Below are 15,766 nucleotides of genomic sequence, written 5' to 3' on the forward strand. Positions count from 1 at the left end.
GCTCCCACATTTAGAGTGGCGTTGGTCTTAAGGTTTTCTTCAGGCAAAAAAAAGCGGTACACCGACCAAGTGCACCGCAAAAATGCCGTCAAGCACAGCAACAACGATTCAGTAAAAGCAGATCAATCCAGCAGGGCCAGCGCCTGCGCGGTAACTTCCTGGATACGGGCCCAGTCGCCGTTCTTGACCCATTCCGGGTCGAGCATCCAGCTACCGCCCACGCACATCACGTTTTTCAACGCCATGTAGTTTTTGATGTTGGCCGGACCAACGCCGCCGGTCGGGCAGAATTTCACCTCACCGAACGGACCGCCCAAGGCCTTGATCGCCGCCACGCCGCCGCTGACTTCCGCCGGGAACAGCTTGAAGCGGCGATAACCCAGGCCGTAGCCTTCCATGATGCCGGAAGCATTGCTGATGCCCGGCAGCAGCGGGATCGGGCTGTGTACCGAGGCTTCCAGCAGGTCACGGGTAATGCCTGGAGTGACGATGAATTGCGAGCCCGCCACTTCGGCTGCTTCGAGCATGTGACGGTCCAGCACGGTGCCGGCACCGGTGCACAGTTCAGGGCGTTGTTCGCGCAGTACCTGAATGGCCTTGAGGCCGAACTCCGAACGCAGGGTCACTTCCAGTGCGGTCAAACCGCCGGCTGCCAGGGCATCGGCCAGCGGCAGGATGTCCTGTTCGCGAGCGATGGTGATCACCGGCAGGATCCGCGCCTTGGCGCAGAGGCTGTCGATCAAGGCAACTTTGTCCGCCATGGACACGGTCGGTTGAGGGCTTTTCATAGCGGCTGATCCTTGGCTCATGGGCACCAGTAAATCTCTAATGTGGGTTGCAGAAACGCGCGAATCGGCATGGCAGCGACATCGTCATTGGCCAGCGCGGCGCTCAAGGTGGTCAATTTCGAACTACCGGAAATCGACAGCACGGTGTAGTTCGCCGTGGCCAGCAACGCGCGACTCATGGTCAGGCGCTGGTGCGGCACGGTCGGCGCCAGCATCGGCCAGCAACGACGGGTACCGTCGGGCTGCAAGGCTTGGCTCAGGTTCGGGCTGTTGGGAAACAGCGATGCGGTGTGGCCGTCATCGCCCATGCCCAGCACCAGCACATCGATGGCTGGCAATTCGGCCAGCAGGCGATCGGCCTGCTCGGCTGCGTCTTCAAGATTGGCCGCAGCGCTGTACAGGCTCAAGAACCTGGCCTTGGCCGCCGGGCCTTGCAGCAGGTGCTGCTTCAACAGGCCGGCATTGCTATCGGCATGTTCGACCGGCACCCAACGCTCGTCGGCCAGGGTGATGGTGACCTTGGACCAGTCCAGGCCCTGCTTGGCCAGGTGCTGGAAAAACGCCACGGGGCTGCGGCCACCGGACACCACCAGGGTCGCTTCGCCACGGGCACTGATGGCCGTGCGCAGTTGCTCAGCCACGTCATTGGCCAGGCCCTCCGCCAACAGCACCGGGGTACGATACTCATGAGGGGTTACGCCCTGGGGCAGTTTCAAATCAGATATCGCCATACCACGACCTCCCATCCCGCGTGATCAGTGCAATCGAGCTCATCGGCCCCCAGGACCCGGCCGCGTACGGCTTGGGCGCATCACCGGATTTCTTCCACCCGGCGATCAACTGGTCACACCACTTCCACGCGGCTTCGATTTCATCTTTGCGAACAAACAGGTTCTGATTGCCGCGCATCACTTCCAGCAACAACCGCTCGTAGGCATCCGGGATCCGGGCGCTGCGGTAGGTGTCGGAAAAATTCAATTGCAACGGGCCGCTGCGCAGTTGCATGCCCTTGTCCAGGCCCTGCTCCTTGGTCATCACGCGCAAGGAAATACCTTCGTCCGGTTGCAGGCGGATGATCAGTTTGTTGCTGATCTGCAGGCGCTGCTCGGGGGCGAAGATGTAGTGGGACGGTTCCTTGAAGTGGATGACGATCTGCGACAGCTTCTGCGGCATGCGCTTGCCGGTGCGCAGGTAGAACGGCACCCCGGCCCAACGCCAGTTGCGGATATCGGCACGCAGGGCGACGAAGGTCTCGGTGTCGCTCTGGGTGTTGGAGTTTTCTTCTTCCAGGTAACCCGGCACCGGCTTGCCGGCGCTGTAGCCGGCGATGTACTGGCCGCGTACCACCTGAGTGGTCAGGCCATCCGGGCTGATCGGCGCCAGGGCCTTGAGCACCTTGACCTTCTCGTCGCGGATGCTGTCGGCGGACAGGTCGGCCGGCGGGTCCATGGCGATCAGACACAGCAGTTGCAACAGGTGGTTCTGGATCATGTCGCGCAGCTGGCCGGCCTTGTCGAAGTAACCCCAACGGCCTTCGATACCGACCTGCTCGGCCACGGTGATTTCCACGTGGGAGATGTAATTCTGGTTCCACTGGGTTTCGAACAGGCTGTTGGCGAAACGCAGCGCGATCAGGTTCTGGACGGTTTCTTTACCCAGGTAGTGGTCGATGCGGTACGTGCGGTTCTCCGGGAAGAACTGCGCCACGGCGTCGTTGACCTTGCGCGAGGATTCCAGGTCCGAACCAATCGGTTTCTCCAGCACCACGCGGGTGTTGTCCGCCAGGCCGACCTTGGACAGGTTCTCGCAGATGGCGCCGTACACCGCCGCCGGGGTGGCGAAGTAGGCGATCAGGCGCTGCTCGGTGCCGGCGATTTCCGCCAGCGCCACGTAGTCACCGGCCTTCAGGAAGTCAACGTGCACATAGGTCAGGCGCGCCAGGAAGCGCTGGGCGATGGCTTCATCCAGTTCCTTGCCGACGAACTCTCGCAGCGCTTGTTCGATGTGCGCCAGGTGCTGTTGCTCGGTACCGGCTTCGCGGGCCAGGGCCAGAATGCGCGTGTCGTCGTGCAGCAGGCCGGCGCCATCGAGTTGATAGAGGGCAGGAAATAACTTGCGCAGCGCCAGATCACCCAAGGCGCCAAACAGGGCAAAGGTGCAGGGTTCTACGGTTATCGAAGGCATGATGTTTGTTCTTTTATCAAGTTAAGCTACAAATACCTTTTTTCAAGGCATCACTCAAGGAAAAATGTAGTAATAACCACAACATTTTCCCGAAATACGCATTCCGAGTGGTGGTGTTCAGCTACCCTCAGTAGGATAGGCCACCGCAAAAGGCCACTCGTCGATTGGTTGCCACCCTAATTTGCATCGTCGCCCGAAGGAAAGACTGAATGGACCGCGTGCGAAATCTTCTGGAACAGATCCGGAACCGCCTCGAAGAATTGAACAAGGCCGAGAAAAAAGTCGCCGAGGTCATCCTGCTCAACCCGCAGCAGGCGACCCGCTTCTCCATCGCCGCCCTTGCCCAGGCCGCCTCGGTCAGTGAACCGACGGTCAACCGTTTCTGCCGTTCGTTCGGCGTCAGCGGTTACCCTGAACTGAAATTGCAGCTGGCGCAAAGCCTGGCCAGCGGCGCGGCGTATGTCAGCCGCGCAGTGGAGGCCGATGATAACCCCGAGGCCTACACCCAGAAGATCTTTGGCAGCGCCATCGCCTCCCTGGACAGCGCCTGCCAGGCCCTGGACCCGGCCCTGATCAGCAAGGCCGTGGACCTGTTGATCCAGGCGCGGCAGATCCACTTCTTCGGCCTGGGCGCTTCGGCCCCGGTGGCGATGGATGCGCTGCACAAGTTCTTCCGCTTCAACCTGGCCGTCACCGCCCATGCCGACGTGCTGATGCAGCGCATGATCGCTTCGGTGGCACATACCGGCGAATTGTTCGTGATCATTTCCTACACCGGGCGTACCCGTGAGTTGGTGGAAGTGGCGCGTATCGCACGCGGAAACGGCGCTTCAGTGCTGGGCGTGACCGCCGAGAACTCGCCGCTGGCCAAGGCCAGCACGGTGAGCCTGAACATTCCGCTGCCCGAAGACACCGACATCTACATGCCGATGACCTCGCGGATCATCCAGCTGACGGTGCTGGACGTATTGGCCACCGGCATGACCTTGCGTCGCGGGGTGGATTTCCAGCCGCATTTGCGCAAGATCAAAGAGAGTCTGAATGACAGCCGGTATCCGGTGGGGGATGAGTTCAACTGAGCCGGCCTTTGTGTTGGCTGTACTGACCCCATCGGGGGCAAGCCCCCTCCCACACTCTGATCTGTGAATACACTCAAAATGTGGGAGGGGGCTTGCCCCCGATGAGGCCATCAACCACCCCGCTAAACCCCAGCCCTGGCCTGCAAACTCAAATGCGCCCTCTCCCCCGGCGCCAGGCTCGCCCCGGCCATCGCCGACTCCACGCACACAAACCCCGACGCCTCGTTGAAACTCACGCCCAACAGCGGCCGGCTGCCCGGGTGCCACACCACCGTGTCGGCGCTGTCGCCGGTGTCGATGCACAGTTCGCGCTGCCAGGCGTGGTCCTTGAGCTGCAATTCGCCCTCGTGCTGGAACACCCGCTGGCAACCGCCTTCCACCCGCAGTTCACCTTCCTGCTGGCAGACCTGGCGATTGAGCTGGTCGTAACCCTGCGCACCGTCGAGCCCAGACAGCGCTATCTCATCAACATGACCAATACGCCAGTAAGCGTGCAATGCATGGCTCAGCTGGCACGGCAACTCATCCTGATGCTCGGTGCTCAGGCGCAGCTCCAGGGTTTCGCCCAGGTGCGCGTGCAGGTCGACCTGCCAGTCGCACAGCTGCAATTGCCAGTGCAGGCGCACGCCGTCGTCGTCGGTGCTGCTGTCGAGCAGTTTCCAGTCGATCAGGCGCGCCCAGCCATGGGACGGCCAGGCATTTTCACTCGGATGGCGGCCATACCACGGCCAGCACACCGGTACGCCGCCACGGATGGCGCCGACCTGCGGCCACTTGGCGGCACACCACAACCAGGGCTTCTGGCCGGTCGGCTGAAAGTGCAGCAACTGCGCGCCTTGGCGACTGAACACCGCCTGGCACAGCGGATGATCGATCACCAACACGTCACGCATCTGGAAACGCTCCCAGGCGAACACCGGGCGCTCGCGCAAGGATTTGAAAAAGCGTTGCAGCGGTTGCTCATGCATGTGCCACAGTCCTGAAAATCATCACAATGCAGCCCAAAAAAAAGCGGATAGCCATGGCTACCCGCAAAATGCGCACAGAGAGAAGGAGCTTATCGCAACAGCGTTAGAACGTAGACTGAATTTTCAGGCCAGCCACCAACGCGTTGTCGACTTTGTCCACGCCGCCAGGCTGCACGACGTATTGCAGGTTAGGACGCACGGTCAGCCAGTTGGTGACGTGGAAACCGTAGTTGATTTCGAAGTTGTACTCGGTTTCGCGAATCGGCGTGTAAAACGGATTGTCGTAGTCGTTCACGCCATTGGCGACGTTGAGCAGTTCGGCGTTTTTCTTCACGTCGTTGTTGACGTGCAGACGCGCGGCACCAATACCCACGTCGTCTTTTGGACGCGCATCGAATGGGCCTTTGTACACCAGCATCAACGACTGATAGTTGTCGACCAGGTTGGTTTCTTTGTCGTGGAAGGTGGCGTTGGCCGCGATGTTCAGACCGCGGGAAGCGTCGCCGTTGTGCGTGGTGAGCTGCTGCTGCGCAACGAACCAGTAGCCTTTCTTGCTGCTGTGGGTACGGTAGGCGGCGCCAGTGGTCGCTGCATCGTTGCCGTTGATGTCTTCACGGACGTCAGAGGCATCAGCCGCGCTCTTGTAGTAACCCACACGGTATTCGCCCGGCAGGTTGTTGACCTTCGGCGACCAGACCAACTCTACCGGGATCACGGTGCCCTTGGTGCCACTGCCGCTGAGCTTGAAGCCGTTGCCGTGCTCCAGCTGCGATGGGTTCTGGTTGTACGCACCGATTTGCGCATACAGCTCAGGCGTGATGTTGTACTTCACGCGGATCGCGGCCTGGCTGACGGGCCAGTTGTACCAGGTGTTGACATAGTTACCCACTTGCGAGCCGCAGAACGACAGGTTCTGGAAGTCGCACGGGAAGGTGTTGAAGTCTTCGCCTTCGCCGAAGTAGCCGAGTTTCACGTCCAACTTGTTGTCGAACATCTGGTGCTGGATCCAGAATTGGGTCAGACGCACCATGTGGCCACGGCCGTAGACTTCCATCGAAGAGCTCAGCGTGCCGGCACGCGGATCGCCGATGCGGTCGTTGGAGATGTTCTGGCCATTACGGTTGGTCAACTGGATCTTGGCCTGGGTGTTATCCCAGCCCCACAGTTTTTGCAGGTCGAGTGCCACGCCGAGACCGAACTGGTCAGAGTACCGACCGGTCTTGTCGTGGTTGTAACCACCCTTGGCGTTGTAGCCCATCTCCCCAACGTAGTCAGCCTTGATGTCGATACCTTGCTCGATCAGCTTGGTACGCTCACCACCCCAATCGCCGGTCATCCACTTGGAATCAGCACTGAATGCATCGGCCGCCATCGCATTGGCGGACAGTACCAGGGCTGCTGCAGCTGACATTTGGCAGATCAGCCGAGTGTTGTTGTGTTGCTTTTTCATCCCTACATCCTCGTCTTTATTGTTATTAAACTGTTTTTATCTAACGCGGTTTACTTTTTTTATCTAAAACAACAACTTATCTGCTTCAGCGGCCTTTGAATTGGGCCACGTTGTCGGCATGCCCCTGTATGGGCGATGAAGAAGCAGTGCCCAGTCGCTCGCCCGTGTTGGCGTCGAACAGCAGTACCTTGGAAGGATCGAATTGCAGGGTCAGGGTCTCGCCCACCTGCGGTGCCACGTCGGGTGCCAGGCGGCAGCAGACCTTGGTGTCATTGAGTTGCACGAACACCAGGGTGTCCGGGCCGGTTGGCTCGGTCACCTGGACTTCGGCACGAATGCTCGACGCACTGTTGCCCTCGCCCGCCGCCAACATGATCTGCTCCGGACGCAGGCCCAGGATCACGTCGCGATCTTCCAGGCCGGCATCCGTGGTGTTCAGGGCCAGCTCGCAACGGGCCTGGCCGCTGTCGAGCAATGCTACCAGGCGGCCGTCCTTGCGCTGCAGGCGCAGCGGCACGAAGTTCATCGGCGGCGAACCGATAAAGCTCGCCACGAACTGGTTGGCCGGGTTGTTGTAGATCTCTTTCGGCGTGCCGAACTGCTGGATGATGCCGTCCTTCATCACCGCGACCTTGTCGCCCAGGGTCATCGCTTCGATCTGGTCGTGGGTCACGTAGACCGTGGTGGTCTTGAGGCGCTGGTGCATCAGCTTCATTTCGGTGCGCATCTCGACGCGCAGCTTGGCGTCGAGGTTGGACAGCGGTTCGTCGAACAGGTAGATCTTCGGCCGACGCGCCAGGGCACGGCCCATGGCCACGCGCTGTTGCTGGCCGCCGGAGAGCTGGCCCGGCTTGCGATTGAGCAGGTGTTCGATCTGCAGCAGCTTGGCCACCCGCGCCACTTCGGCGTCGATATCGGCCTGGGGCATCTTGCGGATCTTGAGGCCGAACTCGATGTTCTCGCGCACGCTCATGGTCGGGTAGAGCGCGTAGGACTGGAACACCATGGCGATGTCACGGTCCTTGGGGCTCATACCGCTCACGTCCTGGTCGCCGATCATGATCGCGCCGCCGGTGATGGTCTCAAGGCCGGCGATGCAGTTCATCAGCGTGGATTTGCCGCACCCCGAAGGGCCGACCAGGATCAGGAATTCGCCTTCCTTGATCGACAGTTCGATGTTCTTCAAGGTGTCGGGCAGGCCGGCGCCATAGGTCTTGTTTACATTGCGAAGTTCAAGCGTAGCCATGATTACCCCTTGACCGCGCCGGCCGTGAGGCCGCGCACGAAATACTTGCCTGCGATCACATAGACCAGCAGGGTCGGCAGCCCGGCGATCATCGCCGCCGCCATATCCACGTTATATTCCTTGGCCCCGGTGCTGGTGTTGACCAGGTTGTTCAGCGCCACCGTGATGGGCTGGGAGTCGCCGCTGGAGAACACCACGCCGAACAGGAAGTCGTTCCAGATCTGGGTGAACTGCCAGATCAGGCAGACCATGATGATCGGGGTCGACATCGGCAGAATGATCTGACGGAAGATGGTGAAGAAGCCCGCACCGTCCAGGCGCGCAGCCTTGATCAGCGCATCCGGGATGCTCACGTAGTAGTTACGGAAGAACAGCGTGGTGAACGCCAGGCCGTAGACCACATGCACAAACACCAGGCCGGTGGTGGTGCTGGCCAGGCCCATCTTGCCGAGGGTGAACGACGCCGGCAGCAGCACGGTCTGGAACGGCAGGAAGCAGCCGAACAACAACAGGCCGAAGAACAGCTGCGAGCCTTTGAAGCGCCAGAAGGACAGCACATAGCCGTTCAACGCACCGATAGCGGTGGAGATCAGTACGGCCGGAACGGTGATCTTGATCGAGTTCCAGAAGTAACCGTCCACGGTGGCCCAGGCCTTGACCCAGCCGATGCCGGTGACCACGGTCGGCCAGCTCAGCAGGTTGCCGGAGCTGATGTCTTCCGGGGTCTTGAAGCTGGTCAGCAGCATCACCACCAGCGGCACCAGATACAGCAACACGGCGAGGATCAGCACCGCGTAGATCGCGATGCGACTCAGGCTGATAGGTGATTTGGAGGCGAGACTAGTCATGACGTTTGGTCCTCAGCTCGGAGTAGAGGTAAGGCACGATGATCGCGAGGATCGCACCGAGCATCAGGATGGCACTGGCCGAGCCCATGCCCATCTGGCCACGGCTGAAGGTGAACGAGTACATGAACATCGCAGGCAAGTCGGACGAGTAGCCCGGGCCGCCAGCAGTCATCGCTGCTACCAGGTCGAAGCTCTTGATCGCAATGTGCGCCAGGATCATCACCGCACTGAAGAACACCGGACGCAGGCTGGGCAGCACCACGCTCCAATAGATGCGCGGCAGGCTCGCGCCGTCGATCTGTGCGGCGCGCACGATCGATTGATCGACGCCACGCAGGCCGGCGAGGAACATCGCCATGATAAAGCCCGAGGCTTGCCACACCGCGGCGATCACCAGGCAGTAGACCACGCGGTCCGGGTCGATCAGCCAGTCGAGACGGAAGCCTTCCCAGCCCCAGTCACGCAGGAGTTTGTCCAGGCCCATGCCCGGGTTGAGCAGCCATTTCCAGGCGGTACCGGTGACGATCATCGAGAGCGCCATCGGGTACAGGTAAATGGTGCGGATAAAGCCTTCGCGACGGATTTTCTGGTCGAGGAAGATCGCCAGGGTCACGCCGATGACCAGGGTAATGCCGATGAACATCCCGCCAAAAACCGCCAGGTTCTTGCTCGCTACCCACCAGCGGTCGTTGTCGAACAACCGCGCGTATTGCGCAAGGCCCGCCCATTTGTAGCTTGGCAGGAACGTGGAATTGGTGAACGAGAGTACAAACGTCCACAGGATGTAGCCGTAGAAGCCCACCAACACGATGAACATGCTGGGCGCCAGCACCAGTTTGGGTAGCCAGCGCTGCAGTGCATCGAACGGCGAGGCTTTGCTGAACACAGCAACAGAACTCATGGGGAAATCCAGTACAAGGAAAAAGGACTACAGGAACAAGCCTTGCGGGGGGCCAGGGAGCCCCCCCACAAGGTCAACCGTTACTTGGCGGACTTGATCGCAGCGCCGAGTTTCTTGGCGGTGTCGGCCGGGTCGGCTTTCGGGTCATTGATGTAGTTGGTCACGACGTCAAAGAACGCACCTTGCACCGCCAGGGTCGTGGCCATGTTGTGCGCCATGCTTGGCTGCAGGCCGCCGGTCTTGGCGTCTGCCAGAAAGTCCTTGGCAGCGGTCTGGGCGCAGGAGTCGAAGCCGTACGAGTCCATTTTGGTCAGCATGTCGTTGCGCACAGGGATCGAACCCTTGTTGATGCTGAACACTTTCTGGAAGTTTTCACCCAGCACGACTCTGGCAATGTCCTGCTGACCAGCAGCCGTGCCTTTGTCTTTCTGCTTGAACACCGCCAGGGAGTCGATGTTGTAGGTGAAGGCTTTGTCGGTGCCCGGGAAGGCTACGCACTCGTAGTCCTTGCCGGCGACTTTCTTGGCGGCGGTCCATTCGGACTTGGCCCAGTCACCCATGATCTGCATGCCGGCCTTGCCGTTGATGACCTTGCCTGCTTCGAGGTTCCAGTCCTGGCCTTTGCCGTCGACGTCCATGTAGGTCGCGACTTTCTTCAGCTCGGTCAAGGCCTTGACCATTTCCGGGCCGGTCAGTGCGGCGTTATCCAGGTCGACCAGGGCTTTCTTGTAGCCATCGGCGCCCATCACAGAAAGCACCACCGCTTCGAACACGGTGCTGTCCTGCCAAGGCTGGCCACCGTGGGCGAGCGGGATGAAGCCGGCTTTCTTCAGCTTGTCGCCGGCGGCGTAGAATTCTTCGAGGGTGGTCGGGTTCTTGGTGATACCGGCTTTCTTGAAGACTTCCGGGTTGATCCACAGCCAGTTCACGCGGTGGATGTTGACCGGTACGGCGACGTAGTCACCTTCGTACTTCACAGTATCGGAGACTTTCTTGTCGAGCAGGGAGTCCCACTTTTCTTCTTTGGCGACGTCCTTGAGCACGTCGGTGTCGAGCAGGCCGGTGGACGCCCATTCCTGGATGTCAGGGCCTTTGATCTGGGCAACGCCTGGCGGGTTGCCGGCGACTGCACGGCTTTTCAGCACAGTCATGGCCGTGGCGCCACCGCCACCTGCGACGGCACCGTCTTTCCAGGTGAAGCCGTCTTTCTCAACTTGGGCCTTCAGGACATCTACAGCCGCCTTCTCACCACCCGAGGTCCACCAATGCACAACTTCAACCGTCCCTTTCGAGTCGGCGGCAAATGCACTGAGGGGAAACAACGAGGCAATGGAAATAGCGACGGCGAGGCGATTAATCGCGTTCATCTGAGTACCTTTTCTTGTTGTTATGCATGCAAGTCTTAGGCTTGCGCTGCACGGAGTTTAAACAGGGTTTTTTGAGGCGCAGGTAACAAAGGGATGCACAAATGTCACCAGTTGGTGACATAGCGCCCAGCCCCGATGGCACTGGCCATACTGGGTGCCAAGGGCAGTGCAGGCAGCACGACCGCTTGCCACGCATGGTACAGGTCCGGCTTGCCGCCCCATATTTTGCTGCTGGGTTGGTTGTGCGGGCTGAGTTCGTGGTGCCAGCTGCCGTGGATGCGGTCGATAAAGTGGGTTTCGCAGAACTCCCAGAAACGCCGGTACCAGGTTTCGTAATGCAATTCGCCGGTGCGTTTGAGCAAGGCTTGGGCAGCGGCGCTGGCTTCGGCGTGGGTCCAGTGCAGGCGTTCACGCACCACCGGGCGGTGGTTCCAGTCCAGGGTGTAGACGATGCCGGGGGCGCCATCCACCGCCCAGGCGTACTCGCAGGCACTGGCGAACAGGCCTTTGGCGTCGGTCACCAGCCATTCGGGTGTGGCGAGCCCGGCTTGCAGGCGCGCGGCCTCAAGGTGCAGCACCAGCCGCGCCCATTCGAAGCCATGGCCGGGAGTGATGCCGTAGGGGCGGAAGCCATCGGCCGGGTTGTCTTCGTTGTAGCCGAGCAAGGGTTGCCAAGTGGTGTCGAAATGCTCGATGACCATGTACTGGTTGCCGGCGGCATGGGTGTGGATCACACGTTCTACGATCCGCAGGGCGCGGTCCAGCCAGCGTGTATCGCCGGTCACATCGGCCAGGGCGAGGAACGCCTCGGTAGCATGCATGTTGCTGTTGGCGCCGCGGTAGGCTTCGACGCCGCTCCAGTCCTGGGCAAAGGACTCAAGCATCACGCCCTCCTCTTCACTCCAGAAGAACTGGTCGATGATATGGATTGCGTCATTCAGCAGGTTTTGCGCGCCGCAAGCGCCCGCCACCACCGCCGAGCTGGCGGCCAGGGCGACAAAGGCGTGCAGGTAGGCGGCCTTGCCACGGTTGTCGTCGACGGCGTGGGCCGTGGCGAACCAGCCACCGTGCTCACTGTCGCGCAACGGACCGCTGAGGGAGGCAACCCCGTGTTCAATCAGTTCGGCGTAACCGGGCAACCCCATGGCGTGGGCCATGGCGAAGCTGTGGGTCATGCGGGCGGTGTTCATGGTTTCGGCGCGGGCATCGGCCGGCAACCGGCCTTGGTCGTCCAGGTTGCCAAAGCCATCGGGCAGTCGAGACGCCTTGGCAAACGCCAACAGACGCTGGCCTTCGGCAGCGAGCCAGGCGTGATGGGCAGGCGCGTTCAGCCAACTGCTGGCAGGCAGTGGTTGGGTGGTCATGGGTGGCCCTTATTATTGTTTGTGGGATGACCGGAGTCTAAACAAGGGCGCGGTGGGGGCAAGTAACGAAGGGGATGGGAAATGTCACCGAGTGGTGACATTTCCATCAGAGACTTTATTGCCCGAGCGGGGTGACTCTCGCCGGCGCGTTGAGCTGCTGGTTGAGGGTCTGCACCTGGCTCTGCAAGGTGGTGATGTTGCGCGTGGTCTGGATACGGAACACATCGAACTCCTTGTTGGTGGGCGCATCGCTGTTGGCCGACGCTGCGTCCTGGGCGCTCTTGAGCACCACGAGGTCCTGTTCGATACGGGCGATGGCGGCGCTGGGGTTGCCCTGTTTCTTCAAGGCGGCCACGTCAGCGCTCAGTTCCTTGATTTCGGTATCGCGCTTGGCCGCGTCACCTTGCGCCGCCTTGAGCGTTGCCACGGCGTCGGTCAACGCCTGGACCTGGCCTTGCAACTTGCTGTTGGCATTGGACAGGTCGGTGGTGCTGGCGGTCATTTGCGCCAGGCGCTTGTCCAGCTCGGTGGCCTGGCCGGCCACACCGATTTGCTGCTTGCCCTGCTCCAGCAACTGGCTTTCAAGCTGCTTGATCTGCAGTTTCAGCGCTTCGCTGCCGTTGTTGACGCTGGCCTCGCTGGCCACCACCTTGCCGGAAATATCCTGCAGGCGCCCCGCCGCTTCTTCGCTGATGCGCGCAAAGCTCTCCTGGGTGGCCACCAACTGCTGGCCCATCAGGGAGATCTGCTGGAAGCTCCACCAGGCCAGGCCCGCAAAGGCGATCAGCAGCGCACCGATCAAGGCCCACAACGGGCCGGTGCTGGCGCTCTTGACCTTGACCACCTTGGTGTTGCGCGAACGCACCGAGGTGGCCGGGGTAGGCTCGAAATCATCGTCATCCCCGACATCGGCCCGCAGGCTGGGAACGTTGTCGAAGTCGTCTTTAGCATCGTTACGCATGAATCAACCCTGAATCGGTGAGGTGGCGAGCGACGGGAGTATAAACCGCGTTCCCGGCGCTCTGATCGACCCGGAACGCCGAATTCGGTTCCCGAAGTGTTGCCTGTTGTGTGCTTACTACAACCCAGGGTCCTGGGCCTTCCACCAACTGCAGAACTCGTCGAGGGCGGTCCACAGGCTGACCTTGGGCTCGTAGTCCAGATAATGCCTGGCGCGGCTGATGTCGAGGGTGAAATCTTTGTTCATCACTTGCATGCCCAGGCGCGACAACGCCGGCTCGGGACGGCCCGGCCACATCGAGCAAAACGCTTCGTTGAGCGCCGCCACGCTGTAGGACAAACCGTAGGAGCGATACCGCGTCACCTGCGGCAACTCCATCTGGCGCATCACGTAGTTCACCACATCCCACACTGGCACTGGGGTTCCGTTGCTGATGTTGTAAGCCTTGCCCAACGCCGAGCCCGTGGCGAGCAGGCTGCTGAGCAGCGCTTCGTTGAGGTTGTGCACACTGGTGAAATCGACTTTGTTGAGGCCGTCGCCGACGATGGCCAGGCGATTCTTGCGCTGCATTTTCAGCAAGCGCGGGAAGATACTCATGTCACCGGCGCCCGTGACGAAGCGCGGACGCAGGGCCAGGACTTCGAGGCCGAACTCCTGGGCACCGAATACCTTCTGCTCGGCCAGGTACTTGGTGGCGGCATAGGGGTGCTTGAAGCGTTTGGGCACTTGCTCTTCAGTCAGCCCCAAATGATCGCGCCCATCGAAATAGATCGACGGCGACGACAGGTGCACCAGGCGCCCGACGCGCTCCTTCAGGCAGGCCTCGACGACATTCTCGGTGACCAGCACATTGCCCTGATGAAAGTCCTGATACTTGCCCCACAACCCGACAGCGCCGGCGCAATGCACCACGGCTTCGACATCGCGGCAGAGGTCGCGCACCAGGTCGGCGTCATTCAAATCACCCTGGATAAACTCGGCGCCGCGCCTGACCAGGTGCTCCACACCTTCGGCACGTCGCCCGTTGACCCGCACGTCCAGGCCCTGCTCCAAGGCGAAACGCGCGAAGCGCCCGCCGATGAAGCCGCTTGCGCCGGTGACCAGAACTTTCATGAAGCCTCCTACGGATGCAGCTGCAAGCTTCAAGCTATCAGCTGCAAGTTAAATACGGTCTGCAAGCTCTTCGCTTGCAGCTTGCAGCTTGACGCTCGTCACTGCTCATAGGGCACCAACCATTGGCCACAGACCTGGGCCAGATGATCGGTCAACAAGCCCAGCAGTTGCCCGCCACTGCGCCAATGATGCCAGTACAACGGCACATCGATGGGCTTATCTGGCAATAACTCGACCAAGAGACCCTTTTGCAGTTGGTCGCGGACCTGCAATTCCGGCACCAGCCCCCACCCCAGGCCCGCTTCGGTCAGGCGGATAAAGCCTTCGGACGATGGGCATAAATGATGTTCGAAACCGCCATCCACGCCGAGGGATGCCAGGTAACGGTGTTGCAGAAAATCATCCGGGCCGAACACCAAGGCCGGGGTGCGTGCCAGTTGGTCGGCGCGCACGCCGTCGGGAAAATGCCGGGCAATAAAGGCCGGGCTCGCCAATGCCCGATAACGCATGGCCCCCAGCAACAGGCTACGCGCCCCGGCCACCGGGCGCTCGCTGGCGCAGATGCAGGCCGCCACCTCACCGGCACGCATGCGCTTGAGGCCTACGGTCTGGTCCTCCACCACCAGATCCAGCAGCAGATGCTGCTCGGCGCAAAAACCACTGACGGCCTCGGCCCACCAGGTGGCGAGGCTGTCAGCGTTCAACGCGATGCGCAGGCGCTCGGGCATGCCTTCCTCATCCAGGGCCGGCACCTGGCTTTGCAGGTCACGCTCCAACAGGCGCACCTGTTGCACATGGTTGAGCAGGCGACGGCCGATATCGGTGGGTGTCGGCGGCGTGGCCCGCACCAGTACCGGCTGGCCGATGCGCGCCTCCAGCAGCTTGATGCGCTGGGAGATGGCCGACTGCGACAGCCCCAGCACCTGGGCGGCGCGCTCGAAGCCGGCCTGTTCCACCACCGCCGCCAGGGCGGAGAGCAATTTATAGTCGAACATCAGTTTCTCTAATGAGCGATCAGCAATATTGGTTTTTCTTATACAGGCTGCGCCATGAGAATAGCCAGCATCGCTTCTCTCTTTATAAGGAACCTCCCATGGCTGGCGAAACCGCCCTGGCAACCCTGCTGCGCAGCATGAGCCCGCATCTGAATGACGGCGACTACGTGTTCTGCACCCTGCCCGATCAGCGCATCCCTGAGGGTTGCGAGGTGATCGGCAGTTTCCGCGAACAAGAAGGCCTGACCTTGATCCTCGATCGCCAACAGGCGGAACGGGCTGGGTTGGCCTTCGGCTACGTCGCCGCGTGGATCACCTTGAATGTGCACTCGGCCCTGGAGGCCGTGGGCCTCACCGCCGCCTTCGCCAGCGCATTGGGCAAGGCCGGCATCAGTTGCAACGTGATTGCCGGCTATTACCACGACCACCTGTTCGTCGGCCGTGCCGATGCCCAGCGTGCCATGCAGGTGTTACAGCAACTGGCGGCAAATGCGGAGTAGAC

The 15,766-nt window shown here is 61.0% G+C and carries 15 protein-coding genes; 2 read left to right on the forward strand and 13 right to left on the reverse strand.

Annotation, left to right across the window (positions count from 1 at the left end; all coding sequences use genetic code 11):
• Positions 1-122: 122 nt before the first annotated feature.
• From ACZ445_RS23800 to zwf, 3 genes are read right to left on the reverse strand one after another with little or no spacing between them, the layout of a single operon-like run.
• Positions 123-788, reverse strand: a complete 666-nt coding sequence (locus tag ACZ445_RS23800; protein WP_026013852.1) for a bifunctional 4-hydroxy-2-oxoglutarate aldolase/2-dehydro-3-deoxy-phosphogluconate aldolase — start codon at positions 786-788, stop codon at positions 123-125.
• Positions 789-805: 17 nt separating this feature from the next.
• Positions 806-1,519: a 6-phosphogluconolactonase gene (gene pgl / locus ACZ445_RS23805; RefSeq protein ID WP_179040620.1), complete on the reverse strand. Its 714-nt coding sequence runs from the start codon at positions 1,517-1,519 to the stop codon at positions 806-808.
• Positions 1,506-2,972: a glucose-6-phosphate dehydrogenase gene (zwf, locus tag ACZ445_RS23810; RefSeq protein ID WP_464707641.1), complete on the reverse strand. Its 1,467-nt coding sequence runs from the start codon at positions 2,970-2,972 to the stop codon at positions 1,506-1,508. The genes pgl and zwf overlap by 14 nt, the downstream gene beginning before the upstream one ends.
• Positions 2,973-3,190: 218 nt before the next feature.
• Between zwf and ACZ445_RS23815 the strand changes: the two genes are divergently transcribed.
• Positions 3,191-4,051, forward strand: a complete 861-nt coding sequence (locus ACZ445_RS23815; RefSeq protein WP_172832156.1) for a MurR/RpiR family transcriptional regulator — start codon at positions 3,191-3,193, stop codon at positions 4,049-4,051.
• 122 nt (positions 4,052-4,173) lie between these two features.
• On the opposite strand, the gene ACZ445_RS23820 is transcribed toward ACZ445_RS23815, so the two are convergent.
• The 10 genes from ACZ445_RS23820 to ACZ445_RS23865 all read right to left on the reverse strand — a co-directional run bounded on the left by ACZ445_RS23820 (position 4,174) and on the right by ACZ445_RS23865 (position 15,264).
• Positions 4,174-5,019: a D-hexose-6-phosphate mutarotase gene (locus tag ACZ445_RS23820; protein ID WP_071489446.1), complete on the reverse strand. Its 846-nt coding sequence runs from the start codon at positions 5,017-5,019 to the stop codon at positions 4,174-4,176.
• Between the two features lie 103 nt (positions 5,020-5,122).
• Complete coding sequence (locus ACZ445_RS23825) at positions 5,123-6,469, reverse strand: carbohydrate porin (protein ID WP_058423217.1); 1,347 nt, start codon at positions 6,467-6,469, stop codon at positions 5,123-5,125.
• 85 nt (positions 6,470-6,554) lie between these two features.
• Positions 6,555-7,715 (reverse strand): ABC transporter ATP-binding protein, encoded by a 1,161-nt coding sequence (locus tag ACZ445_RS23830; RefSeq protein ID WP_058423218.1) that lies wholly within the window; start codon positions 7,713-7,715, stop codon positions 6,555-6,557.
• Between the two features lie 2 nt (positions 7,716-7,717).
• On the reverse strand, positions 7,718-8,563 hold the full coding sequence (locus ACZ445_RS23835) for a carbohydrate ABC transporter permease (RefSeq protein WP_016975397.1): 846 nt from the start codon (positions 8,561-8,563) through the stop codon (positions 7,718-7,720).
• A complete protein-coding gene (locus tag ACZ445_RS23840) occupies positions 8,556-9,464 on the reverse strand; it encodes a carbohydrate ABC transporter permease (RefSeq protein ID WP_058423219.1) in 909 nt (302 codons plus the stop codon). The genes ACZ445_RS23835 and ACZ445_RS23840 overlap by 8 nt, the downstream gene beginning before the upstream one ends.
• Positions 9,465-9,544: 80 nt before the next feature.
• A complete protein-coding gene (locus ACZ445_RS23845; RefSeq protein WP_058423220.1) occupies positions 9,545-10,831 on the reverse strand; it encodes an ABC transporter substrate-binding protein in 1,287 nt (428 codons plus the stop codon).
• A 104-nt stretch (positions 10,832-10,935) separates the two neighbouring features.
• On the reverse strand, positions 10,936-12,195 hold the full coding sequence (locus ACZ445_RS23850; protein ID WP_179040619.1) for a D-mannose isomerase: 1,260 nt from the start codon (positions 12,193-12,195) through the stop codon (positions 10,936-10,938).
• A gap of 115 nt (positions 12,196-12,310) precedes the next feature.
• Complete coding sequence (locus ACZ445_RS23855) at positions 12,311-13,156, reverse strand: hypothetical protein (protein WP_058423222.1); 846 nt, start codon at positions 13,154-13,156, stop codon at positions 12,311-12,313.
• A 117-nt stretch (positions 13,157-13,273) separates the two neighbouring features.
• Entirely contained in the window at positions 13,274-14,269 is a 996-nt protein-coding gene (locus ACZ445_RS23860) for an NAD-dependent epimerase/dehydratase family protein (RefSeq protein ID WP_464707642.1), read from the reverse strand.
• A 98-nt stretch (positions 14,270-14,367) separates the two neighbouring features.
• A complete protein-coding gene (locus ACZ445_RS23865) occupies positions 14,368-15,264 on the reverse strand; it encodes a LysR family transcriptional regulator ArgP (RefSeq protein WP_464707644.1) in 897 nt (298 codons plus the stop codon).
• A 98-nt stretch (positions 15,265-15,362) separates the two neighbouring features.
• Here ACZ445_RS23865 and ACZ445_RS23870 point away from each other — a divergent pair, with 98 nt between their 5' ends.
• Entirely contained in the window at positions 15,363-15,764 is a 402-nt protein-coding gene (locus ACZ445_RS23870; RefSeq protein WP_464704395.1) for an ACT domain-containing protein, read from the forward strand.
• The last annotated feature ends 2 nt before the right edge of the window (positions 15,765-15,766 follow it).

This window comes from Pseudomonas allii (assembly GCF_055380095.1).

Coding starts and splice junctions, on each gene's coding strand:
- ACZ445_RS23835 (WP_016975397.1), bottom strand. CDS start 8,563: ATGACTAGTCTCGCCTCCAAATCACCTATCAGCCTGAGTCGCATCGCG.
- ACZ445_RS23865 (WP_464707644.1), bottom strand. CDS start 15,264: ATGTTCGACTATAAATTGCTCTCCGCCCTGGCGGCGGTGGTGGAACAG.
- ACZ445_RS23825 (WP_058423217.1), bottom strand. CDS start 6,469: ATGAAAAAGCAACACAACAACACTCGGCTGATCTGCCAAATGTCAGCT.
- pgl (WP_179040620.1), bottom strand. CDS start 1,519: ATGGCGATATCTGATTTGAAACTGCCCCAGGGCGTAACCCCTCATGAG.
- zwf (WP_464707641.1), bottom strand. CDS start 2,972: ATGCCTTCGATAACCGTAGAACCCTGCACCTTTGCCCTGTTTGGCGCC.
- ACZ445_RS23870 (WP_464704395.1), top strand. CDS start 15,363: ATGGCTGGCGAAACCGCCCTGGCAACCCTGCTGCGCAGCATGAGCCCG.
- ACZ445_RS23845 (WP_058423220.1), bottom strand. CDS start 10,831: ATGAACGCGATTAATCGCCTCGCCGTCGCTATTTCCATTGCCTCGTTG.
- ACZ445_RS23860 (WP_464707642.1), bottom strand. CDS start 14,269: ATGAAAGTTCTGGTCACCGGCGCAAGCGGCTTCATCGGCGGGCGCTTC.
- ACZ445_RS23840 (WP_058423219.1), bottom strand. CDS start 9,464: ATGAGTTCTGTTGCTGTGTTCAGCAAAGCCTCGCCGTTCGATGCACTG.
- ACZ445_RS23855 (WP_058423222.1), bottom strand. CDS start 13,156: ATGCGTAACGATGCTAAAGACGACTTCGACAACGTTCCCAGCCTGCGG.
- ACZ445_RS23820 (WP_071489446.1), bottom strand. CDS start 5,019: ATGCATGAGCAACCGCTGCAACGCTTTTTCAAATCCTTGCGCGAGCGC.
- ACZ445_RS23830 (WP_058423218.1), bottom strand. CDS start 7,715: ATGGCTACGCTTGAACTTCGCAATGTAAACAAGACCTATGGCGCCGGC.
- ACZ445_RS23850 (WP_179040619.1), bottom strand. CDS start 12,195: ATGACCACCCAACCACTGCCTGCCAGCAGTTGGCTGAACGCGCCTGCC.
- ACZ445_RS23800 (WP_026013852.1), bottom strand. CDS start 788: ATGAAAAGCCCTCAACCGACCGTGTCCATGGCGGACAAAGTTGCCTTG.